Source organism: Streptomyces sp. NPDC026522 (assembly GCF_055567555.1).
The window spans coordinates 156,606-178,254 of sequence record NZ_JBVHQF010000014.1; the positions used below are offsets into that span (position 1 = coordinate 156,606).

General features: G+C 73.0%; 15 protein-coding genes. 13 read left to right on the forward strand and 2 right to left on the reverse strand.

What is annotated here, in order from left to right; translation table 11 throughout:
- The first annotated feature begins 20 nt into the window (after positions 1-20).
- From ACZ4M3_RS31015 to ACZ4M3_RS31040, 6 genes are all read left to right on the forward strand, one after another.
- A complete protein-coding gene (locus tag ACZ4M3_RS31015; RefSeq protein WP_467738230.1) occupies positions 21-1,271 on the forward strand; it encodes an ABC transporter substrate-binding protein in 1,251 nt (416 codons plus the stop codon).
- Between the two features lie 65 nt (positions 1,272-1,336).
- Positions 1,337-2,488: an ABC transporter ATP-binding protein gene (locus ACZ4M3_RS31020; protein WP_467738232.1), complete on the forward strand. Its 1,152-nt coding sequence runs from the start codon at positions 1,337-1,339 to the stop codon at positions 2,486-2,488.
- On the forward strand, positions 2,485-3,414 hold the full coding sequence (locus ACZ4M3_RS31025; protein ID WP_467738234.1) for an ABC transporter permease: 930 nt from the start codon (positions 2,485-2,487) through the stop codon (positions 3,412-3,414). The genes ACZ4M3_RS31020 and ACZ4M3_RS31025 overlap by 4 nt, the downstream gene beginning before the upstream one ends.
- Positions 3,414-4,220 (forward strand): ABC transporter permease, encoded by an 807-nt coding sequence (locus tag ACZ4M3_RS31030; protein WP_453351657.1) that lies wholly within the window; start codon positions 3,414-3,416, stop codon positions 4,218-4,220. Before ACZ4M3_RS31025 ends, ACZ4M3_RS31030 begins: the two co-directional genes overlap by 1 nt.
- Positions 4,221-4,241: 21 nt before the next feature.
- The gene (locus ACZ4M3_RS31035) at positions 4,242-5,660 is read left to right on the forward strand and encodes an NAD(P)/FAD-dependent oxidoreductase (RefSeq protein WP_467738236.1); all 1,419 of its coding nucleotides are present in this window, start codon (positions 4,242-4,244) and stop codon (positions 5,658-5,660) included.
- A 191-nt stretch (positions 5,661-5,851) separates the two neighbouring features.
- Positions 5,852-6,340 carry a bifunctional DNA primase/polymerase gene (locus ACZ4M3_RS31040; protein ID WP_467738238.1) on the forward strand — a complete coding sequence of 163 codons (489 nt, stop codon included), beginning with the start codon at positions 5,852-5,854 and terminating at the stop codon, positions 6,338-6,340.
- A 7-nt stretch (positions 6,341-6,347) separates the two neighbouring features.
- On the opposite strand, the gene ACZ4M3_RS31045 is transcribed toward ACZ4M3_RS31040, so the two are convergent.
- Positions 6,348-7,163 (reverse strand): phosphatase PAP2 family protein, encoded by an 816-nt coding sequence (locus ACZ4M3_RS31045; protein ID WP_467738240.1) that lies wholly within the window; start codon positions 7,161-7,163, stop codon positions 6,348-6,350.
- Positions 7,164-7,296: 133 nt separating this feature from the next.
- Positions 7,297-8,631: a 4-aminobutyrate--2-oxoglutarate transaminase gene (gene gabT, locus ACZ4M3_RS31050; protein ID WP_467738242.1), complete on the reverse strand. Its 1,335-nt coding sequence runs from the start codon at positions 8,629-8,631 to the stop codon at positions 7,297-7,299.
- A gap of 239 nt (positions 8,632-8,870) precedes the next feature.
- Between gabT and ACZ4M3_RS31055 the strand changes: the two genes are divergently transcribed.
- The 7 genes from ACZ4M3_RS31055 (at position 8,871) to ACZ4M3_RS31085 (ending at position 21,580) form a co-directional block, all read left to right on the forward strand.
- Complete coding sequence (locus ACZ4M3_RS31055; protein ID WP_467738244.1) at positions 8,871-11,216, forward strand: ATP/GTP-binding protein; 2,346 nt, start codon at positions 8,871-8,873, stop codon at positions 11,214-11,216.
- Between the two features lie 143 nt (positions 11,217-11,359).
- Positions 11,360-12,940 carry a PucR family transcriptional regulator gene (locus tag ACZ4M3_RS31060; RefSeq protein WP_467738246.1) on the forward strand — a complete coding sequence of 527 codons (1,581 nt, stop codon included), beginning with the start codon at positions 11,360-11,362 and terminating at the stop codon, positions 12,938-12,940.
- A 1,063-nt stretch (positions 12,941-14,003) separates the two neighbouring features.
- Entirely contained in the window at positions 14,004-15,449 is a 1,446-nt protein-coding gene (locus tag ACZ4M3_RS31065; RefSeq protein WP_453408501.1) for an aldehyde dehydrogenase family protein, read from the forward strand.
- Between the two features lie 194 nt (positions 15,450-15,643).
- A complete protein-coding gene (locus ACZ4M3_RS31070) occupies positions 15,644-17,587 on the forward strand; it encodes an acyl-CoA dehydrogenase family protein (RefSeq protein ID WP_467738248.1) in 1,944 nt (647 codons plus the stop codon).
- 67 nt (positions 17,588-17,654) lie between these two features.
- Positions 17,655-19,007, forward strand: a complete 1,353-nt coding sequence (locus ACZ4M3_RS31075; RefSeq protein ID WP_467738250.1) for a hypothetical protein — start codon at positions 17,655-17,657, stop codon at positions 19,005-19,007.
- A 12-nt stretch (positions 19,008-19,019) separates the two neighbouring features.
- The gene (dxr, locus tag ACZ4M3_RS31080) at positions 19,020-20,282 is read left to right on the forward strand and encodes a 1-deoxy-D-xylulose-5-phosphate reductoisomerase (RefSeq protein ID WP_467738252.1); all 1,263 of its coding nucleotides are present in this window, start codon (positions 19,020-19,022) and stop codon (positions 20,280-20,282) included.
- A complete protein-coding gene (locus ACZ4M3_RS31085; RefSeq protein WP_467738254.1) occupies positions 20,279-21,580 on the forward strand; it encodes a M50 family metallopeptidase in 1,302 nt (433 codons plus the stop codon). Before dxr ends, ACZ4M3_RS31085 begins: the two co-directional genes overlap by 4 nt.
- Positions 21,581-21,649 lie beyond the last annotated feature (69 nt).

A 21,649-nucleotide genomic window follows, 5' to 3' on the forward strand; every position in this document is an offset into this window, starting at 1 on the left:
CACCCGAAAGGGCACAGCGCATGGAGCAGTTCGAGCCCGGCAGCCTCTCGCCGCCACAACTCGCCGCGATACGCCGCAGCCTCACCAGCGGCCGCGGCGCCCTCACCCGGCGGTCGCTGCTGCGCGCCTCCGGCATCGGGGCGCTCACCGTCGGCGGCCTGTACGGGCTGACCGGCTGCGGCATCCCGCCCGCCAAGCGGGAAGGCGACGCGACGGCGGCCACCGACGACCACTCGGCCGCCGAGAAGGAGATCAACTTCTCCAACTGGACCGAGTACATGGACACCAGTGACGACGAGAAGTCCCGGCCCACCCTGGAGGACTTCACCAAGCGCACCGGGATCCAGGTCAAGTACACCGAGGACATCAACGACAACGTCGAGTTCTTCGGCAAGATCCGCCCGCAGCTGGCCGCCGGCCAGGACACCGGCCGGGACCTGATCGTCGTCACGGACTGGCTCGCGGCCCGCATCATCCGCCTCGGCTGGGCGCAGAAGCTGGACCCCGCCAACCTCCCGCACGCCTACGCGAACCTGATCCCGCAGTTCCGCAACCCCGACTGGGACCCGGGCCGCGCCCACAGCTACCCGTGGACGGGCATCGACACCGTCATCGCCTACAACGTCAAGGCCACCGGGGGCAGGAAGGTCGACTCCGTCACGCAGCTGCTCGACGACCCCACCCTCAAGGGCCGGGTCGGCTTCCTCACCGAGATGCGCGACACCGTCGGCATGACCCTGCTCGACCAGGGCAAGGACCCGGCGGCCTTCACCACGGCGGACTTCGACGGGGCCATCGGCCGGCTCCAGAAGGGCGTCGACACCAAGCAGATCCGCCGCTTCACCGGCAACGACTACACGGCCGACCTCGACAAGGGCGACCTCGCGGCCTGCCTCGCCTGGGCGGGCGACGTCATCCAGCTCCAGGCCGGCAACCCGGACATCAAGTACGCCATCCCGGCCGCCGGTTACCTCAGCTCCAGCGACAACCTGCTGGTTCCCGCACACGCCAGGCACAAGGCGAACGCCGAGAAGCTCATCGACTACTACTACGAGCCCGCGGTCGCCGCCCAGCTCGCCGCCTTCATCAGCTACGTCTGCCCCGTCGACGGCGTCAAGGAAGACCTCGCGAAGATCGACCCCGCGCTCGCGGACAACGTCCTGATCGTCCCGGACAAGGAAATGGCCGCCAAATCGCACGCCTTCCGCTCGCTGACCAGCGAGGAAGAGACGGCGTACGAGGAGAAGTTCACCAAGCTCATCGGCGCCTGATGGGGCCCGACCGGCACCCGCGCCCCCGCCCTTTTTGACGACACCACCACCGAAGGCCCAGGCCCATGACTGACAAGACCGCGGGCGGCGATGTCCGCCTCGCCGGGATCAGCAAGCACTACGGCTCCTTCACCGCCGTGCACCCGCTCGATCTCACCATTCCCCAGGGCTCCTTCTTCGCCCTGCTCGGCGCCTCGGGCTGCGGGAAGACCACCACCCTGCGCATGATCGCCGGCCTGGAGGAACCCTCCACCGGCACGGTCAGCCTCGGCGACCGCGAGGTCACCCAGCTGCCGCCCTACAAGCGCCCGGTGAACACCGTCTTCCAGAGCTACGCCCTCTTCCCGCACCTGAACATCTACGAGAACGTCGCCTTCGGGCTGCGCCGCCGCGGCATCAAGTCCGTCAAGAAGCAGGTCGACGACATGCTGGAGCTGGTCCAGCTCGGCCAGTTCGCCGAGCGCAAGCCGCACCAGCTCTCCGGCGGCCAGCAGCAGCGCGTCGCCGTCGCCCGCGCCCTGATCAACCACCCCCAGGTGCTGCTCCTCGACGAGCCGCTCGGCGCCCTCGACCTCAAGCTGCGCCGCCAGATGCAGCTGGAGCTCAAGCGCATCCAGACCGAGGTCGGCATCACCTTCGTGCACGTCACGCACGACCAGGAGGAGGCCATGACCATGGCCGACACCGTCGCGGTGATGAACGGCGGCCGGGTGGAGCAGCTGGGCGCCCCCGCGGAGCTGTACGAGAACCCGAAGACCACCTTCGTCGCCAACTTCCTCGGCACCTCCAACCTCATCGAGGCAGAGGTCCTGGAGGCCGGCGCCGCCGACGTCGTCGTCTCCAGCGCGGGGACGAAGCTCCGGCTGCCCGCCGCGCGATGTTCGACCACGCCCCGGGCCGGCGGAAAGCTGCTGGTCGGGGTGCGTCCCGAGAAGATATCCCTGGTCCACGCGGACGACGAGGACAGCATCGCGGCCGGCCGCAACAAGATCACCGGCACGATCGCCGACTCCTCCTTCATCGGCGTCTCCACCCAGTTCGTCATCGACAGCCCGGTCTGCCCGGAGCTGGAGGTGTACGTCCAGAACATCGAGCGCGACGCCCGCCTGACCGCCGGCGCCCGGGTGGTCCTGCACTGGAACCCCGATCACACGTTCGGCCTCGACGCGGCACAGGACATCGACGCGGGCATCGAGACGGTCGAGGAGTCCGCGTGACCGCCACCGCAGCGCCGCCCCAGGCGGCCCCCCCGGCCGAACCCCCGGTCCACAAGCCGTCGCTGCGCAAGCGGCTGGTCCCGTACTGGCTGCTGCTGCCCGGCATCCTGTGGCTGCTGGTGTTCTTCGTCCTGCCGATGGTCTACCAGGCCTCCACCTCGGTGCAGACCGGCTCCCTCGAAGAGGGCTTCAAGGTCACCTGGCACTTCCAGACCTACTGGGACGCCTTCACCGGCTACGTCCCGCAGTTCCTGCGCTCGCTCGCGTACGCCGGCACCGCCACCGTGCTGTGCCTGCTCCTCGGGTACCCGCTCGCGTACCTGATCGCCTTCAAGGCGGGCCGCTGGCGCAACCTGCTGCTGGTGCTGGTCATCGCCCCGTTCTTCACCAGCTTCCTGATCCGCACGCTGGCCTGGAAGACGATCCTGGCCGACGGCGGCCCGGTCGTCGGCGTCCTCGACAAGGTCGGCTTCCTGGACGTCACCAGCTGGCTCGGGATCACCGAGGGCAGCCGGGTGCTGGCGACGCCGCTCGCGGTCGTCTGCGGTCTGACGTACAACTTCCTCCCCTTCATGATCCTCCCGCTGTACACCTCGCTGGAGCGCATCGACACCCGCCTGCACGAGGCGGCCGGCGACCTGTACGCCCGGCCCGCCACGGTCTTCCGGAAGGTGACGTTCCCGCTCTCGATGCCGGGCGTGGTCTCCGGGACCCTGCTCACCTTCATCCCGGCGAGCGGCGACTACGTCAACGCCGAACTGCTCGGCTCGACGGACACCCGGATGATCGGCAACGTCATCCAGTCGCAGTACCTGCGCATCCTCGACTACCCGACGGCGGCCGCGCTGTCCTTCATCCTCATGGCCATCGTGCTGATCATGGTCACCATCTACATCCGCCGAGCGGGGACGGAGGACCTGGTCTAATGCGTACCCCCATCGCCTGGCTCCGCCGCAACCTCGTCGTGATCGCGGGTCTGGGCACCCTCGCCTACCTGATCCTGCCGAACGTCGTCGTGACGGTGTTCTCCTTCAACAACCCCACCGGGCGCTTCAACTACGCCTGGCAGGAGTTCTCGCTCGACGCCTGGAAGGACCCCTGCGGGGTCGCCGACCTGTGCGGCTCCCTGTCACTGTCGCTCCAGATCGCCCTGTGGGCCACCATCGGCGCCACCGTCCTCGGCACGGCGATCGCCTTCGCGCTCGTCCGCTACCGCTTCCGGGCGCGCGGCGCGGTCAACTCGCTGATCTTCCTGCCGATGGCGATGCCCGAGATCGTGATGGCCGCCTCGCTGCTGGCCCTCTTCCTCAACATGGGCATCCAGCTGGGCTTCTGGACGATCCTGATCGCCCACGTCATGTTCTGCCTCAGCTTCGTCGTCGCCGCGGTCAAGGCCCGCGTCCTGTCCATGGACCCGCGGCTGGAGGAGGCCGCCCGCGACCTCTACGCGGGACCGGTGCAGACCTTCCTGCGCGTCACCCTGCCGATCGCGGCCCCCGGTATCGCGGCGGGCGCGCTGCTCTCCTTCGCGCTCTCCTTCGACGACTTCATCATCACCAACTTCAACTCGGGCAACACCGTCACCTTCCCCATGTTCGTGTGGGGATCGGCCCAGCGCGGTACGCCCGTCCAGATCAACGTCATCGGCACGGCGATGTTCGTCATCGCGGTGCTGGTGGTCCTCGCCGGTCAGACGATCGGCAACCGCCGCAAGAAGGCACAGCCCAAGTAGCTCTGTAGGGAGTTGGAAGACATGGCCCCAGTCGCCATGCGAAGCGTTGCGCAATCCCTTTCCGAAGCACTGCCGGTCTCGTACTGGCTGGACGACCCCGGCAAGCCCGCCGCCGAGCCGGCTCTGACCTCCGACGAGGCCTGCGACCTGCTGGTCATCGGCGGCGGCTACAGCGGCCTGTGGACCGCGCTGATCGCCAAGGAGCGCGATCCCGCCCGGGACGTCGTCCTGATCGAGGGCAAGGAGGCGGGCTGGGCCGCCTCCGGCCGCAACGGCGGTTTCTGCGCCGCCTCCCTCACCCACGGCTTCGCCAACGGCCTGGCCCGCTGGCCCGGCGAGCTGGCGAAGCTGGAGGAGCTGGGCGCCCGCAACCTCGACGAGATCGAGGCGGCGATCGCCCGCTACGGCATCGACTGCGACTTCGAGCGCACCGGCGAGATCGACGTGGCGACCGAGCCCCACCAAGTCGAGGAGCTGCGCGAACTGTACGAAGAGGCCCGCGAGCTGGGTCTCGCCGACGGCTCGCGCTGGCTGGACCGCGACGAGGTCCGGGCCGAGGTCGACTCCCCGACCTTCCTCGCCGGGCTGTGGGACACCGACGGCGTGGCCATGCTCAACCCGGCCAAACTCGCCTGGGGCCTCAAGCGGGCCTGCCTCGGGCTCGGCGTGCGGATCTACGAGAACACCCGCGGGCTCTCGCTGGCCGCCTCCGGCGCCGGCATGGCCGTCCGCACCCCGTACGGGCGGATCTTCGCCCGCCGGGTCGCGCTGGGGACCAACATCTTCCCGTCCCTGGTCAAGCGGATCCGCCCGTTCACCGTCCCGGTCTACGACTACGCGCTGATGACCGAGCCGCTCACCGCCGACCAGCTGAAAGCCATCGGCTGGGACAACCGGCAGGGCCTCGGCGACAGCGCCAACCAGTTCCACTACTTCCGCATCACCCCGGAGAACCGCATCCTGTGGGGCGGCTACGACGCCATCTACCCCTACCGGGGCAAGCTGGACTCCGAGTACGACCACCGCCCCGAGACGTACCTCAAGCTCGCGCAGCACTTCTTCACCGCGTTCCCGCAGCTGGAGGGCATCCGGTTCAGCCACGCCTGGGGCGGCGCCATCGACACCTGCTCCCGGTTCTCCGCCTTCTTCGGCACCGCGCACTCCGGCAAGGTGGCGTACGCGGCCGGGTTCACCGGCCTCGGCGTCGGCGCCACCCGCTTCGGCGCCGACGTGATGCTCGACCTGCTGGACGGCGCGCGCACCGAGCGGACCGAACTGGAGATGGTGAAGTCCAAGCCGATGCCGTTCCCGCCGGAGCCGTTCGCCTGGACCGGCATCGCCCTCACCAAGTGGTCGCTGGCCCGTGCCGACGCCCGGGGCGGGCGCCGCAACCTCTGGCTCAAGGCGCTCGACCGGTTCGGGCTGGGCTTCGACAGCTGAGCGGCCGGGCGGCCCGCCGCCGCGCCGCCGCCCGACCGCGCCCGGCGCACGCCGTCACCGGACCGGTGACCCGATTCACCACCACGGTGGGCCGGAACCCGCGTCATAGCCGCGTCCGGCCCCGCTCTCTCCAGCTGAGAGGCCTTCACCGAAGGAGCCTCCACCGCGCTCGAGGGAACGGAGGCCGGGCGATGACGACCCCGGGGGACAAGGCGGCAGTGCACTGGCTGGTATCGGTGGCGCCCGATCCGGACGCCTGCCGTTGGGAGTGGGAGCGCAACCCCCTCGGGGTCGCCCTGCTGCCCGCCGGCCGGCGCTGGGACGTACTGATCACGCCCGGCGCGCTGGGCCGGGCCGCGCTCGACGTGCTGCCGCTGCTCGTGGACCGGCCCGGCCCGGTGCTCGCCGACTTCCCCGCCGTCCGGCAGGGCCGCACGCGGATGCTGCGGCTCGGCTTCTTCGTACCCCCCGGCACCGCCTCCGGCTGGATCGGCACGGGCGTACGGGGAGCGGGACGCGGGACCTGGATCGTGGTCCCGTACCCGGGCCGGGCGACGGGCGGCGTGCGCTGGCTGGTGCCCCCGGACGGCCGGGGCACCCTCACCGACCCGGCGGTGCTGGAGCTCGCCCTGCACGAGGCGGCGGCCCGGGCGGCGGCGCGGGACGAGACCGCACCCTGAGGCGGCGTTACCCCCGCGACGGTGACGGTGACGGTGACGGGGGCCGGGAAGCCGAGCCGGACCGGCCCACGGCCCACCGCACGCCGATCAGCAGCGGCGCGCACAGCAGCAGGCTCGCCAGGACGTCCAGGGGCCAGTGGAAGCCCCGCAGGACCAGGCCCGCCGCCGTCAGCCCCGTGAGGAGGGCGGCGAGCGCCGTGGGCCAGGGGCCGCGGGTGTACGGGCGTACGAGCAGGGCCGCGCCCGCGTACGCCACCAGGGCCGTCGCCGTGTGCCCGGAGGGGTAGTAGCCGGCGGCCCACGGCTCCAGCGGCCCTGGCCGGCCCGTCCACTCCTTGAGCGGGACGATCAACGCCGGCACCACGGCCATGGCCAGCGCCGCGGCCGCGGGCCCGAGGCGGTCGCCGCGCCACACGGCGTAGCCGAGGGCGAGGAGCAGCACGGGCAGGGCTACCGGGGCGTTGCCGAGGTCGGCGAGGCGTTCGGTGACCGCGTCGGGGACCGTGCGGACCAGGGCGCCGCTCAGCCGGGCGTCCGGGGTCAGCAGTGGTCCCGAGACCAGTACCTGCCAGGTGAGGAGGGCGAAGAGCAGCGCGCAGAGGGCGGCTTGGCAAGCGGCCGGGAGAGTGGCCGGCCGTCCCGGAACAGGGGGGGTGGTTCCGGGACGGCCGCCCGGATCGGGTTGCCGTGCGCCCCGGGGGGTTTGGGGCGTACGGCCGTCCGATCGGTGAGGAGTGTGCGCGAACGCATGCCCAGTGCGGCGCTGGGGAAGCCCGGTACTGGTGTCGCCCCCGTGAGGCCGGGAGCGGGGTGTCTCACTCATCTGCAGAAACCGTACGGCAGCGGAAAGGGGACCGACAGCAGGAACGCGCTCCTGCCATCGGCCCCCCACATCTTCTTCACAGCGCCCGCCCGTTACCGGCGGTACCGGTGGGTCCCTGTGTTCGGACGTTCGCTCAGATGCCCGCGAAAGCGGCCTCGATGATGTCCAGGCCCTCGTTCAGGAGGTCCTCGCCGATGACGATCGGGGGCAGGAAGCGGAGCACGTTGCCGTAGGTGCCGCAGGTGAGGACGAGCAGGCCCTCGGCGTGGCAGGCCTTGGCGAGCGCGCCGGCCGCCTCCGGGAACGGGGTCTTGGACGCCGGGTCCTTGACGAGCTCGATCGCGATCATCGCGCCGCGGCCGCGGATGTCACCGATGATCTCGTACTTCTCCTGCATGGCCGTCAGGCGGGCCTTCATGACGGACTCGATCTTCTTCGCCGCGGCGTTGAGGTCGAGCTCCTTCATGGTCTCGATGGAGCCGAGCGCACCGGCGCAGGCCACCGGGTTGCCGCCGTAGGTGCCGCCCAGACCGCCCGCGTGCGCGGCGTCCATGATCTCGGCGCGGCCGGTCACGGCGGCGAGCGGCAGGCCGCCCGCGATGCCCTTGGCGGTGGTGATCAGGTCGGGGACGATGCCCTCGTCCTCACACGCGAACCACTGGCCGGTGCGGCAGAAGCCGGACTGGATCTCGTCCGCGACGAAGACGATGCCGTTGTCGTTGGCGAACTTCACGATGGCCGGCAGGAAGCCCTTGGCCGGCTCGATGAAGCCGCCCTCGCCGAGGACCGGCTCGATGATGATCGCGGCGACGTTGTCGGCGCCGATCTGCTTGGTGATCTGGTCGATCGCCTGGGCGGCGGCCTCGGGGCCGCAGTTCTCGGCGCCGGTGGGCCAGCGGTAGCCGTAGGCGACCGGGACGCGGTAGACCTCGGGGGCGAACGGGCCGAAGCCGTTCTTGTACGGCATGTTCTTCGAGGTCAGCGCCATCGTCAGGTTGGTACGGCCGTGGTAGCCGTGGTCGAAGACGACGACGGCCTGGCGCTTGGTGTACGCACGGGCGATCTTGACGGCGTTCTCGACGGCCTCGGCGCCGGAGTTGAACAGCGCCGACTTCTTGGCGTGGTCGCCCGGGGTCAGCTCGGCGAGCGCCTCGCAGACCTCCACGTAGCCCTCGTAGGGGGTGACCATGAAGCAGGTGTGGGTGAAGTCGGCCAGCTGCGCGGAGGCGCGGCGCACGACGGCCTCGGCGGAGGCGCCGACCGAGGTCACGGCGATGCCGGAACCGAAGTCGATCAGGCGGTTGCCGTCGACGTCCTCGATGATGCCGCCGCCCGCGCGGGCGGTGAAGACGGGAAGCACGGAGCCCACGCCGCCGGCCACCGTCTCGAGGCGGCGGGCCTGCAGCTCCTGCGACTTGGGGCCGGGGATCGCGGTGACGATGCGGCGCTCCTGCGGGACAGCGGTCATAGGGGGCTCCTGGGGGGTGTTTTCGGACGCACTTGTGTCTTTGTCCGCAGGCTAGGCCCGCCGGAGGGACGAAGGCATGCTCCGTTCGGGAGTGGTCCCCGCGTGTCCTTGTCCGCGACGGCCATAGGAGGCGGCGGGCGCGTGTCTTGTGGATCATGACCGGGTACCGGCGGCGGAACGCCGGCGGCCACTAGATTGAGCGCGAGCGCAGCGCAGTGAACGGGCAGGGGGCAGGGTTCATGGACACCGACGGCGCGTACCAGGAGCAGCGGGTGGGGGGCGGGCGCGTGCCGAGGCCCGCCGGCCCGCCGCCCATGCCCGGCGTCCCCCCGGCCGCGCCGCCGAAGCCCGGCCACGCGCCGGGTGCCGGTCCCGCGTTCGCCCAGTGGCTGCGCGTACCGCGGCCGAAGGCGGAACCGGGCACCTGGCGGTTCGGGCACCAGCCGCGCCCGACGGCGGAGGCGGAGCCCGCCCAGGACCGGGCGCTGCTGAGCGGCGCGGTGATCTCGTTCCTCGCCTGCGTGCTGCTCTGGTCCCTGCTGACGAACGGGTACATCCCGAAGGTCGACGTCCCGGTGAAGGCGCTCACCCCGCAGAGCTGGTGGCGGCTCGGCGACGACCCGGTCGACGGCCGGGGCGTCGCCGCCCTCCAGGCGTACGCGCTGTTGATCACCGGCGCCCTGGTGGTCTGGTTCAGCCGTCTGGGGTCCTGGAGCCTCGCCTTCGACCGGCTCGTCGCGGCGCGCGGGCCCGTGGCGCGGGCGGCGGGCGCGACGGCCGGGGCGCTGTTCGTCCTGATGCTCATCTGGACGAGGACGCTGACGGTGCTCGGCCTCGCCGGCGACCACCTGCCCTACGAGGACATGAGCGCGGGCACCCAGACCCTCGTCGCCTACCTCGTCTACCTGGTGACCGGCCTGCCCGTCGTGTGGTTCTTCGTCCGGCTCGCCCGCCGCAGCGGCGGACCGGAGGGCGGGCCGTCGGCCCCCGTTCCCGTTCCCGCGTCCCCCGGCGAGGACCCCGTCGCCTGGAACGAGCTGCGCGCCGCCGGGCTCCCGGAGGCCGCCGAGCGGCTCGCCGGGGAGATCGGCTCCGGGCGGATGAACGACGTGGACTACGCGCGGATCCGGCGGGCCTGGGAGAGCGTGCGGGCCGATCCGGCGCGGGCCGGGGCGTTCGCGCAGGCCGTGCGGGACAAGGGGGCGGGGGCGTGCGTGCACCCGTCCGGGGCGCGGGACCTGCCCGGGCGGGCCGCCCGGCACGACCTGCTGGCCCGGCAGGTCCTGCTGGGCACCGTCGAGGACGGCGAGCGCAACCCCTGGGCCCGCCGCGGGACCGGGCTCGCGCTCGACCCCGACGTGCTCGGCACCTCCCTGCTCGCGGTCGGCCCCTCCGGCTCCGGCAAGACCCGGCGGCTGGTCCGGCCCGTCGTCGAGGCGCTCGCCCTCCAGGCGCTGGCCGGCCAGGCCGCCGTCATCGTCGTCGCCTCGGCCGGCACTCCGCTGGGACCCGACACCGGCTACGACGTCGTGGTCCGGGTCGGTGACCCCGGCTCCGTCTACGACCTCGACCTCTACGGCGGCGCCACCGACCCCGACGAGGCCGCCTCCCTGCTCGCCGAGGCCTTCGCCGGCGACGTCCCGGGGACGGAGGTCCGCCGGGCGGCGACCGCCCTCGCACAGCTGCTGGGCCCCTTCCACGCCGCGTACGGCCGCTTCCCCGGCGTGCCCGAACTGCGCGAGCTCCTGGAGCAGGTGCCCGCCGCGCTCGACGCGCTGCGCACCGCCCTGGAGGAGGCCGGCCGGCAGGTGATGCTCCGCGAACTGGACGCCCGGGCCCGCCAGTACGGCGCCCACGGCGACCCCGGCCCGGTGCTCGCCGACCGGGTGGCGCTGCTGGACCGGCCCGCCTTCGCCGGGTTCTTCGACACCACCGGCCAGGGGCGGCCGTTCTCCCTGCGCTCGCTGGAACACCCGCTGCGGGTCCGCATCGACCTGCCCGAGCGGGCGCACGCCGACGCGTCCCGGATCCTGGCGCGGCTGCTGCTGGCCCAGTTCAACGCCTCCGCCGCGGCCCGCGCCGACCGCTCGCTGTTCGCCTTCCTCGCCTTCGACGACGCCTCCCACACGCTGACCCCCGAGACCGTGCGCGGCATCCAGCGGCTGCGCTCGGCCAACGCCGGGGTGCTGCTGGCGCTGCGCACGCTGGACGACGTACCGGAGGCGCTGCGCACCCCGCTGCTCGGCGCGGTCGGCTGCCGGATGGCCTTCTCCGGGGTGACCACCTGGGACGGCAAGCGGTTCGCCGAGGCCTGGGGCACCGAGTGGGTCGAGACGCGCGACGTCACCCACCGGACCGTCTTCGCGGACCAGCCGCTGACCCGGGCCATGCACGCCTTCCGCAAGCTGATCACCGGCAAGTCCGTCACCACGGACGCGGTGACCGTGCGGCAGGTCGAACGCGAGCGGTGGTCGGCGTCGGAGCTGGCGCACGCGGTGCCGCCGGGGCACGCGGTGCTGTCGCTGACCTCGGTCCGGGGGGAACGGGCGGCTCCGCTCCTGGTCAGGCTGGCCGGAACGAGCTGAGCGGACCCGTACGGGGTGGCAGAATCGAGGTGAGCCGTTCATACGCCGCGGCGAAAAGCCGCACCCCGCGTGCCCTAGCCTCCTCGCCTCCGCTCCGCCAGCACCGACCGCTTCCGCCCCCTGTTGAAGGCCCCTGGTATCCGATGCCGCTCACCCTCGCCTCGCTCGTCCAGCACTCGGCCCTCAAACTCAGCGTCCGGGCGGGGGAGAGCCGCCTCGACACCCCCGTGCGCTGGGCCCACGTCAGCGAGCTCGCCGACCCCGTCCCGTACATGGAGGGCGGTGAGCTGCTGCTGATCACCGCCATGAAGCTGGACGCGGAGGACCCCGGGGAGATGCGCCGCTACGTACGGCGGCTCGCGGCGGCCGGGGTCGTCGGCATCGGCTTCGCGATCGGCGTCAACTACGAGGCGATCCCCGAGGCGCTGGTCGAAGCCGCGCGGGAGGAGGACCTGCCGCTGCTGGAGGTGCCCCGCCGGACCCCGTTCCTCGCCATCAGCAAGGCCGTATCGGCGGCGCTCGCGGCTGACCAGTACCGGGCGGTGACGGCCGGCTTCGAGGCGCAGCGGGAGCTGACCCGTGCCGCGCTGTCCGCCGACGGGCCCGCCGAGCTGCTGGCGAAGCTGGCCGCCCACGTGCACGGCTGGGCCGCGCTCTACGACACCTCCGGCGCGGTCGTCGCCGCGGCCCCCGAGTGGGCCGCGCGCCGGGCCGCCCGGCTGACCCCGGACGTGGAGCGGTTGCGGGAGCGGCCCGCGCCCGCGAGCGCCGTGGTGGGCGGGACGGAGGACCGCGTCGAGCTCCAGTCGCTCGGGACCGGTCGGCGGGCGCGGGGCGCGCTGGCCGTGGGAACCGGCGCACCGCTGGGCACCGCCGAACGGTACGCGGTGCACTCGGCGGTGGCCCTGCTCACGCTCACCACCGAGCGGTCGCGGTCGCTGCACGACGCGGAGTCCCGGCTCGGGGCGGCGGTGCTGCGGATGCTGATGACGGGCGAGGCGGAGCACGCCCGGGCCGTGGCCGGAGACCTGTACGGGGCCCTGCTGGACGCCCCGTTCCGGATCGTCGTGGCCGAGCCGGCGCTGGCGGGGACGGCCCAGCCGGAGGGGCTCGCGCAGCTGACCGACGCGATCGAATCGGCGGCGGCCCGGACGGGGGAGGCGCTGCTGGTGGTCCCGGAGGAGGGCCGGCTGGTGGTGCTGGCCGCGGAAGCCGGCTCCGCGGTGCAGGCCTGCGCGGGGTACGCGGAGGGGCTGGAGGCGCGGCGCGGGCGGGATTCGGCCGGGCCGGAACCGGACGAGCTGGTGGTCGGCCTGTCCGCGCCGGCCGGGACCTCGGGCGTGGCGGCCGCCTGCAAGCAGGCCGACCAGGCCCTCGCGGTGGCCCGCCGGCGCGGGCGCCCGATGGTGGAGCACGAGGACCTCGCGGCGGGCTCCGTACTCCCACTGCTGGCCGACGACGCGGTACGGGCCTTCGCGGACGGCACGCTGCGGGCGCTGCGCGAGCACGACCAGAAGGGCCGGGGCGACCTGGTGGCCTCGCTGTACGCGTGGCTGTCGCGCCACGGCCAGTGGGACGCGGCTGCGGTCGACCTGGGCGTGCACCGGCACACCCTGCGGTACCGGATGCGGCGCGTGGAGGAGATCCTCGGCCGCTCCCTCGACGACCCGGACGTCCGCATGGAACTCTGGCTCGCCCTCAAGGCCAGCCCCACCGACACGTAGGCCCCGCCCCGGGCCCCGCACGCCGCCCCCGGTCCTGCGGAGCCGGCTCCGCGGTGTTGTCGGGACCGCCCGAGCGCGTCCCCGACCGCCTCCGGCGGAACCAGGGGGACCCGGACTCGCCCGACGGCTCCCCCGGCGCGTGCCGGGGCCGCGGGGGCAGGCCCGAGGGCGCGAGCCGGGCCCCCGGACCCGGGCGTCGGGCCGCCCGAGTGCGTCCGCTCCGGGAGCGGTCCACCGCCTTGCGGTGCTCCCGGCCGGGTCCTCGAAGACCGCGCGGCAGGACCCGGCTGCCCGGGCGAGTCAGGACTGCCCGACGGCTCCCCCCGGCGTGTGCCGGGGCCGCGGGGGCAGGCCCGAGGGCGCGAGCCGGGCCGCCCGCCCCCATGCCCTTGGGTTCCGCCGGGCGCGGGCGTCCGGTCGGGCCGCCCGAGTGCGTCCGCTCCGGGAGCGGTCCACCGCCTTGCGGTGCCCCCGGCCGGGTCCTCGAAGACCGCGCGGCAGGACCCGGCTGCCCGGGCGAGTCAGGACTGCCCGACGGCTCCCCGGCGGGTGGCCGGGAACGAGGTCGCGCAGCCGGCTCGGTAGGCCCGTGGAGGCCTGCGGTGGCCCGGCGGCGGCGCCCGGGCAGGCCCGGGCGCCGCCCAGCCCCCGGTGCACCGCCACGGCACCGGGGGAGTCTGGGCGGGCTGTGGCCCCGGACCATGCCGGGACACGGGCCGTGCCAGGTCCCGGGGCTGGGCCCAGGGGGCTTCGCGCGGCCTCGGTGCGGTCGTGTCCGCTGCGACGCGCCCGGCCCGGCCCTAAATCCGGGCCCTTGCTCCAGGCCCGGGCCCGGGTCCTCGGGGCGGCGTGACCCGGCATGGGTCAGGGGCCGGGGCGGTGGGGCTGCGTGGCCCCGGGGGACCGGGTCCGGTTCGCGGGCCCCGGCGCGGGGCCGGGGACAGTGACAAAGCGGCGCAGCCGCCGGCGCGCGTACTCCATGCCGGACAAACACCGAATCGTCGGCGGAGTCCTACGGTGGAGGGGACAAGGACCCGCACAACTCCGAAGGGCCGGGATTCGCATGACTTCCACCCACGCCTTCTGGCTCGCCGGCCGCCAGGCCACCGGCGAGGACAGCTTCGACGTCCACTCCCCGTGGGACGGACGCCTGGTCGGCACGGTCAGCGTGCCCACCGAGGCCCAGGTCGAAGAGGCCGTGGCCGCGGCCCACGCCGTGACGGCGGAGTTCTCCGCGACCCCCGCGCACGTCCGCGCCGCCGCCCTCGACCACGTCTCGAAGCGGCTCGTCGAGCGCACCGAGGAGATCGCCCAGCTGATCTCCGCCGAGAACGGCAAGCCCATCAAGTGGGCCCGCGGTGAGGTCGGCCGTGCGGTGTCCGTGTTCCGTTTCGCCGCCGAAGAGGCCCGCCGCTTCAACGGCGGAGAGGCCCAGCGCCTGGACACCGACGCCGGTGGCGTCGGCCGTCTCGCCCTGACCCGCCGCTTCGTCAAGGGTCCGGTCCTCGGCATCGCGCCGTTCAACTTCCCGCTGAACCTGTGCGCCCACAAGGTGGCCCCCGCCATCGCCGTCGGCGCGCCGATCATCCTGAAGCCGGCCCCGGCCACCCCGCTCTCCGGCCTCATCCTCGGCGAGCTGCTCGCCGAGACCGACCTGCCGGCCGGCTCCTGGTCCGTCCTGCCGGTGGCGAACGACAAGATGCCCGCCCTGGTCAAGGACGAGCGCCTGCCCGTCATCTCCTTCACCGGCTCCGACACGGTCGGCTACGCCATCCAGCAGTCGGTGCCCCACAAGCACTGCACCCTGGAGCTCGGCGGCAACGCCGCGGCCGTCGTCCTCGCCGACTGGTCCTCCGAGGCCGACCTCGACTGGGCCGCGACCCGTATCGCGACCTTCTCGAACTACCAGGCCGGCCAGTCCTGCATCTCCGTGCAGCGCGTGATCGCCGACGCCTCCGTCTACGACCGCCTCGTCGAGAAGGTCGTCGCCAAGGTCCAGGCGCAGGTCACCGGCGACCCGTCCGACTCCGCCACCGACGTCGGCCCCCTCGTCTCCGAGGACGCCGCCAAGCGGGTCGAGTCCTGGGTCGACGAGGCCGTCTCCGCCGGCGCCAAGCTGCTCACCGGCGGCAAGCGCGAGGGTGCCTCGTACGAGCCCACCGTCGTCGCCGAACTGCCGGCCGGCGTCAAGCTCGCCGTCGAGGAGGTCTTCGGGCCGGTCCTCACGCTCCAGAAGGTCGAGAACACCGACGAGGCCTTCGCCGCCGTCAACGACTCGAAGTTCGGTCTGCAGACCGGCGTCTTCACCCGCGACATCCAGACCGCGTTCCGCGCCCACCGGGAGCTGGAGGTCGGCGGCGTGATCGTCGGCGACGCGCCGTCCTACCGCGCCGACCAGATGCCGTACGGCGGCGTCAAGCAGTCGGGTGTCGGCCGCGAGGGCGTCCGCTACGCGATGGACGACTACACCTACGAGCGCGTCCTGGTCCTCACCGGCCTGGACATCTAGCCGACTCGTACGGCCCAAAGCCGACGGCCGGAGCCTACTGTGCGGGGGCTCCGGCCGTCCCCCTTTTCGCCCGCCCGTTCCCCCACCCTGCCCCGCCCGGCTTTTCCGGGCGCCGTGGAGGGGGTACGACTGACAGGTAGCACCGACCGGTATTCCGGAAAGTCATCCGACTCGGCGGCGAGGTGAGTCCCCGCATGTCCGCAACACAGCCCAAGGTGACCGAGCGCGAGGCCAGGCAGGTCGCGGAAGCGGCCCGGCAGCAGGGCTGGCGCAAGCCCAGCTTCGCCAAGGAACTGTTCCTGGGACGGTTCCGGCTCGACCTGATCCACCCCCACCCGCAGCCCGCCGACGAGGACGTCCGGCGCGGCGAGGCCTTCCTGGCCCGGCTGCGCGACTTCTGCGAGCGCGAGATCGACGGCCCGCGCATCGAGCGCGAGGCGAGGATCCCCGACGAGACCGTGCGCGGGCTCAAGGAGCTCGGCGCCCTCGGGATGAAGATCGACCCCAAGTACGGGGGGCTCGGCCTCACCCAGGTGTACTACAACAAGGCACTGGCGCTGGTCGGTTCGGTCAGCCCCGCCATCGGGGCGCTGCTCTCCGCCCACCAGTCGATCGGCGTGCCCCAGCCGCTGAAGATGTTCGGCACCCAGGAGCAGAAGGACGCCTACCTGCCCCGCTGCGCCACCAGTGCCATCAGCGCCTTCCTCCTCACCGAGCCCGACGTGGGCTCCGACCCGGCCCGGCTGGCCACCACCGCCGTCCCGGTCACCGAGGACGGGGAGGAGGCGTACCTGCTCGACGGGGTGAAGCTCTGGACCACCAACGGGGTCGTCGCCGACCTGCTCGTGGTCATGGCGCGGGTCCCCAAGAGCGAGAACCACCGCGGCGGGATCACCGCCTTCGTGGTGGAGGCGGACTCGCCCGGCATCACCGTCGAGCACCGCAACGCCTTCATGGGCCTGCGCGGCCTGGAGAACGGCGTCACCCGCTTCCACCGGGTACGGGTCCCCGCCGCGCAGCGGATCGGCGCCGAGGGCGCGGGCCTGAAGATCGCGCTCACCACGCTGAACACCGGCCGCCTGTCGCTGCCGGCCATGTGCGTCGGCGCCGGGAAGTGGTGCCTCAAGATCGCCCGCGAGTGGTCCGGGGTGCGCGAGCAGTGGGGCCGGCCGGTCGCGCGGCACGAGGCGGTCGGGGCGAAGATCTCCTTCATCGCCGCCACCACCTTCGCCCTGGAAGCCGTCGTCGACCTCGCCTCCCAGATGGCCGACGAGGACCGCAACGACATCCGCATCGAGGCCGCCCTCGCCAAGCTCTACGGCTCCGAAATGGCCTGCCTGATGGCCGACGAGCTGGTCCAGATCCGCGGCGGCCGGGGCTTCGAGACCGCCGAGTCCCTCGCCGCGCGCGGCGAACGGGCCGTTCCCGCCGAGCAGCTGCTGCGCGACCTGCGCATCAACCGCATCTTCGAGGGCTCGACCGAGATCATGCACCTGCTGATCGCCCGGGAAGCGGTCGACGCCCACCTCTCGGTCGCCGGTGACCTGATCGACCCGGACAAGGACCTCGGCGACAAGGCCAAGGCGGGCGCCCGCGCGGCCGGGTTCTACGCCCGCTGGCTGCCCAAGCTGGCCACCGGCGCCGGCCAGGTCCCCGGCACCTACCGCGAGTTCCACCCGGCGGGCCACCCCGACCTCGCCACCCACCTGCGCTACGTCGAGCGCAGTGCCCGCAAACTCGCCCGGATGACCTTCATGGCGATGGCGCGCTGGCAAGGCCGGATGGAGACCAAACAGGGCTTCCTCGGCCGCATCGTCGACATCGGCGCGGAACTCTTCGCGATGAGCGCGGCCTGCGTGCGCGCCGAGCACCTGCGGGCCACCGGCGAACACGGGCGCGAGGCCTACCAGCTCGCCGACGCGTTCTGCCGCCAGTCCCGGATCCGTGTCGAGGAACTCTTCGGCCGGCTCTGGTCCAACACGGACGACCTGGACCGCAAGGTGGTCGCGGGCGTCCTCTCCGGCACCTACACCTGGCTGGAGGAAGGCGTCCTCGACCCCTCGGGCGACGGCCCCTGGATCGCCGACGCCACCCCCGGCCCCTCGGAGAAGGAAAACGTGCACCGTCCACTGCGCTGACCTGCCATGATCGGCGTGCAGTCAGACTGATGTACGGGAACCGGCACGAGCACGAGGCGGCACAGCGATGGCGACGGCCGAGGAAGACCGCTACAGCCGACGGCTGGCCTGGTGCGTGGCGCTGCTGCTGCGCCACGCACCGGACGCGGTCGCGGCCGGTCTCCTCGGCCGGCTCGACCCGGCCGCCCGCCGCTACCTCTGCCGCGACGGGCACCTCCCCGCCGCCGTCGTCACCCTGCTGCTGCGCGACGGCACCGACGAGGACCGCCGCAACGTCGCCCGCAACCCCCACGTGCTCGGCCGCCCCCTGCCGGGGCTGCCCGGGCCCACCCGCTACCGGCGCCGCCCCGGCGCCTCGCCGCAGCTGCTCGCCACCCTGAGCGCCGAGCTGGGCCGCACCCCCGCCCCACCCGGGGCGGCCGGCCCCGCGCTGAGCAGTACGGAACTCATCGACCTGCTGCGCCGCCACGGCAGCCACCGGCCGCGCATACCGCTCGACGTGCTGGCCCTGCCCCACCAGCTCGACCGGGAGACCCTGCTGCGCGAGCACGCCCGCGCCCCGCTGCCGCCCGGCTCCGTCGAGGCCCTGCTGCTGGTGGCCGGGCTCGACCGGGCCGCCGTCCTCGCGCTGCTCGACACGCGCGGGCAGCACGCGTACGGGCCGCACTGGCACCGCCCCGCCGTCCGGGCCGTCCGCACCGGCACCCTGACCTTCGACGAACTCGCGGCGGCCGTCGCCCCCGCCCACCGGACCCTGCTGCTCGGACAGGCCCACGCCATCGGGCGCTTCGCCTGGAACCTCGCGGAGTGGGCCGGGATGCGGGCCGCCCTGGTCCGCGTGCTGCACCCGGTGCTCGGTGCCGACCCGCGGCTGTGGGCCGAACTGCACCGCAGCGCCCCCGGGTTCGCCGGTACCCTGCCGGAGCTCGCCGCCGCCGTGGCCGCCGGCACCGCGCCGGCGCAGCCCGCACCCGCCGTTCCGGGCCTCGCCGAGGCCGTCGACGCGCTCGCGCCGGGCCCGGCCCCGGAACCGGAGCCGGGCGTGGACCGGGAGCTGGCCCTGGCCAGCCTCGGGGTGCCCAACGCCATGGGCGACCTCCGCGAGGACATCCGCTGGGTCCGCGCCTGCCTGGACGCGGGCCTGCTCACGGGCACCGACGTACTGCGGCACAAGGCCCCCGCCGCCTGGGCCCTGGACGAGGACCACTGGCTCGGCGACGTCGACTACCCCGACCGGCACGACCGGCCGGCCGCCGTGCTCGCCTCCCGCGCCGAGGCCGACCGGCTGCTCACGGCGGCCCTCGGCGGCGACGGCGAAGCGTGGTGGCGGGCCGCTCTGACGCTCCCCGACTTCGCCGGGACCCTCCCCGAGCTGCTGGCCGCCGTCATTCAAGGGGACTCCGTGCCCAACCGCTCCTGAGTTGCGGCAACAATGGGGGGCATGACCGACAGCCCAGCCCCCTTGGCCGACCCGCACCTCCTCTTCGACCCCGCGGTCGGCCGCCGGGACATCGTCATCCTCGGCTCCACCGGCTCCATCGGCACCCAGGCCATCGACCTCGCCCTGCGCAACCCGGACCGCTTCCGGGTGACCGCGCTGTCCGCCGCCGGCGGGCGCGTCGCGCTGCTGGCCGAACAGGCCCGGCGGCTGCGCGTGCGGAGCGTCGCGGTGGCCGACGAGGACGCCGTCCCCGCGCTGAAAGAGGCGCTGAGCGCCCAGTACGGCGGGTCCGAGCCGCAGCCCGAGATCCTGGCCGGCCCGGACGCGGCGGCCGAACTCGCCGCCTCCCCGTGCCACACCGTCCTCAACGGCATCACCGGTTCCATCGGTCTCGCGCCCACCCTCGCCGCGCTGCGTGCGGGCCGGACCCTGGCCCTGGCCAACAAGGAGTCCCTGATCGTCGGCGGCCCGCTGGTCAAGGCCCTCGCGAAGCCGGGCCAGATCATCCCGGTGGACTCCGAGCACGCGGCGCTCTTCCAGGCGCTGGCCGCCGGGACCCGGGCCGACGTCCGCAAGCTCGTGGTCACGGCCTCGGGCGGCCCCTTCCGCGGCCGCACCCGCGCCGAGCTGGCGCGGGTCACCGTGCAGGACGCCCTCGCGCACCCCACCTGGGCGATGGGCCCGGTGATCACCATCAATTCCGCGACGCTGGTCAACAAGGGGCTGGAGGTCATCGAGGCGCACCTGCTCTACGACATCCCCTTCGACCGCATCGAGGTCGTGGTCCACCCCCAGTCGTACGTCCACTCGATGGTCGAGTTCACCGACGGTTCGACGCTGGCCCAGGCCACCCCGCCCGACATGCGCGGCCCGATCGCGATCGGCCTCGGCTGGCCCGAGCGGATCCCCGACGCGGCCCCCGCCTTCGACTGGACCAAGGCGTCGAGCTGGGAGTTCTTCCCGCTGGACACCGAGGCCTTCCCGGCGGTGGACCTGGCCCGGCACGTCGGTACCCTCGGCTCCACGGCGCCCGCCGTGTTCAATGCGGCGAACGAGGAGTGCGTGGCGGCCTTCCTGGCCGGTCGGCTGCCGTTCACAGCAATCATGGATACGGTCTCGTCCGTGGTCGATGAGCACGGAACACCGGACGCGGGAACTTCCCTCACCGTCCGGGACGTCCTTGAAGCGGAGACCTGGGCCAGGGCCCGGGCACGGGAGATGGCGGCACGGGCCGCCGTGGAGGCGGGCGCATGACGATCTTGCTGACCTTGATCGGTGTGGTCGTCTTCGTGTTCGGCCTGCTGTTCTCCATCGCCTGGCACGAGCTCGGCCACCTCTCGACGGCCAAGCTCTTCGGCATCCGCGTGCCGCAGTACATGGTCGGCTTCGGCCGGACCGTCTGGTCGCGCAAGAAGGGCGAGACGGAGTACGGCATCAAGGCCATCCCGATGGGCGGCTACATCCGCATGATCGGGATGTTCCCGCCCGGTGAGGACGGCAAGGTCAGCGCCCGCTCGACCTCCCCCTTCCGGTCGATGATCGAGGACGCGCGCTCGGCTGCGTACGAGGAGCTCCAGCCCGGGGACGAGAACCGGCTGTTCTACACGCGCAAGCCCTGGAAGCGCGTGATCGTGATGTTCGCGGGCCCCTTCATGAACCTGGTCCTGGCGCTGGTGATCTTCTTCGGGCTGTGGATGACCTTCGGCGTCAACCAGACCACCACCCAGGTGGCGTCCGTCTCCCCCTGCGTCATCCAGCAGAGCGAGAAGCGCGAGGTCTGCAAGGACGGCGACCCGGTGGCCCCGGCCAAGAAGGCGGGCCTGCGGACGGGTGACAAGATCGTGGCCTTCAACGGCAAGCGGATCACCGACTGGGCCGTGCTCCAGCAGCAGATCCGCGACACCGTCGGCCCCGCCACCGTCACCGTCGTCCGGGACGGGCGCGAGCAGACCCTCCAGGCGACGCTGATCGAGAACAAGGTCGCCAAGACCGACGGCCACGGCGGATACGTCAAGGGCCAGTACGTGACGGCCGGCTGGCTCGGCTTCGGCCCCAGGGAAGTCATCGCGCCGCTCACCTTCGGCGAGTCCGTGGAACACATGGGCGATGTCGCGCAGAGCAGCGTGCAGGGGCTGCTGCGCCTGCCGGAGAAGATCCCCGCCCTGTGGAACGCGGCCTTCAACGGCGCCGAACGGCAGCCCGACTCCCCGATGGGCATCGTGGGCGCGGCCCGCATCAGCGGGGAGATCGCCACCCTGGACATCCCCGGCGAGCAGCGCCTCGCCACGATGCTGAGCGTCCTCGGGATGTTCAACCTGTCGCTGTTCCTGTTCAACATGCTGCCCCTGCTGCCACTGGACGGCGGCCACATCGCCGGCGCCCTGTGGGAGTCCGTGCGCCGCAACGTGGCCCGCGTCTTCCGGCGCGCCGACCCCGGCCCGTTCGACGTGGCGAAGCTGATGCCCGCCGCGTACGTCGTCGCAGGCGTTTTCGTCTGCTTCACGCTGCTGGTGCTCGTGGCCGACGTGGTCAATCCGATCAAGATCAGCTAGCACGACAGTCCTACGAGTACGCGGACGGGAGCCGGGCACGCATCGTGCCCGGCTCCCTACGTTCGGGTG

Bases quoted from the DNA above. Each gene is read 5' to 3' on its own strand.
- ACZ4M3_RS31015 (WP_467738230.1), top strand. From the start codon at position 21: ATGGAGCAGTTCGAGCCCGGCAGCCTCTCGCCGCCACAACTCGCCGCG.
- ACZ4M3_RS31020 (WP_467738232.1), top strand. From the start codon at position 1,337: ATGACTGACAAGACCGCGGGCGGCGATGTCCGCCTCGCCGGGATCAGC.
- ACZ4M3_RS31030 (WP_453351657.1), top strand. From the start codon at position 3,414: ATGCGTACCCCCATCGCCTGGCTCCGCCGCAACCTCGTCGTGATCGCG.
- ACZ4M3_RS31035 (WP_467738236.1), top strand. From the start codon at position 4,242: ATGGCCCCAGTCGCCATGCGAAGCGTTGCGCAATCCCTTTCCGAAGCA.
- ACZ4M3_RS31040 (WP_467738238.1), top strand. From the start codon at position 5,852: ATGACGACCCCGGGGGACAAGGCGGCAGTGCACTGGCTGGTATCGGTG.
- ACZ4M3_RS31045 (WP_467738240.1), bottom strand. From the start codon at position 7,163: ATGAGTGAGACACCCCGCTCCCGGCCTCACGGGGGCGACACCAGTACC.
- gabT (WP_467738242.1), bottom strand. From the start codon at position 8,631: ATGACCGCTGTCCCGCAGGAGCGCCGCATCGTCACCGCGATCCCCGGC.
- ACZ4M3_RS31055 (WP_467738244.1), top strand. From the start codon at position 8,871: ATGGACACCGACGGCGCGTACCAGGAGCAGCGGGTGGGGGGCGGGCGC.
- ACZ4M3_RS31060 (WP_467738246.1), top strand. From the start codon at position 11,360: ATGCCGCTCACCCTCGCCTCGCTCGTCCAGCACTCGGCCCTCAAACTC.
- ACZ4M3_RS31065 (WP_453408501.1), top strand. From the start codon at position 14,004: ATGACTTCCACCCACGCCTTCTGGCTCGCCGGCCGCCAGGCCACCGGC.
- ACZ4M3_RS31070 (WP_467738248.1), top strand. From the start codon at position 15,644: ATGTCCGCAACACAGCCCAAGGTGACCGAGCGCGAGGCCAGGCAGGTC.
- ACZ4M3_RS31075 (WP_467738250.1), top strand. From the start codon at position 17,655: ATGGCGACGGCCGAGGAAGACCGCTACAGCCGACGGCTGGCCTGGTGC.
- dxr (WP_467738252.1), top strand. From the start codon at position 19,020: ATGGGGGGCATGACCGACAGCCCAGCCCCCTTGGCCGACCCGCACCTC.
- ACZ4M3_RS31085 (WP_467738254.1), top strand. From the start codon at position 20,279: ATGACGATCTTGCTGACCTTGATCGGTGTGGTCGTCTTCGTGTTCGGC.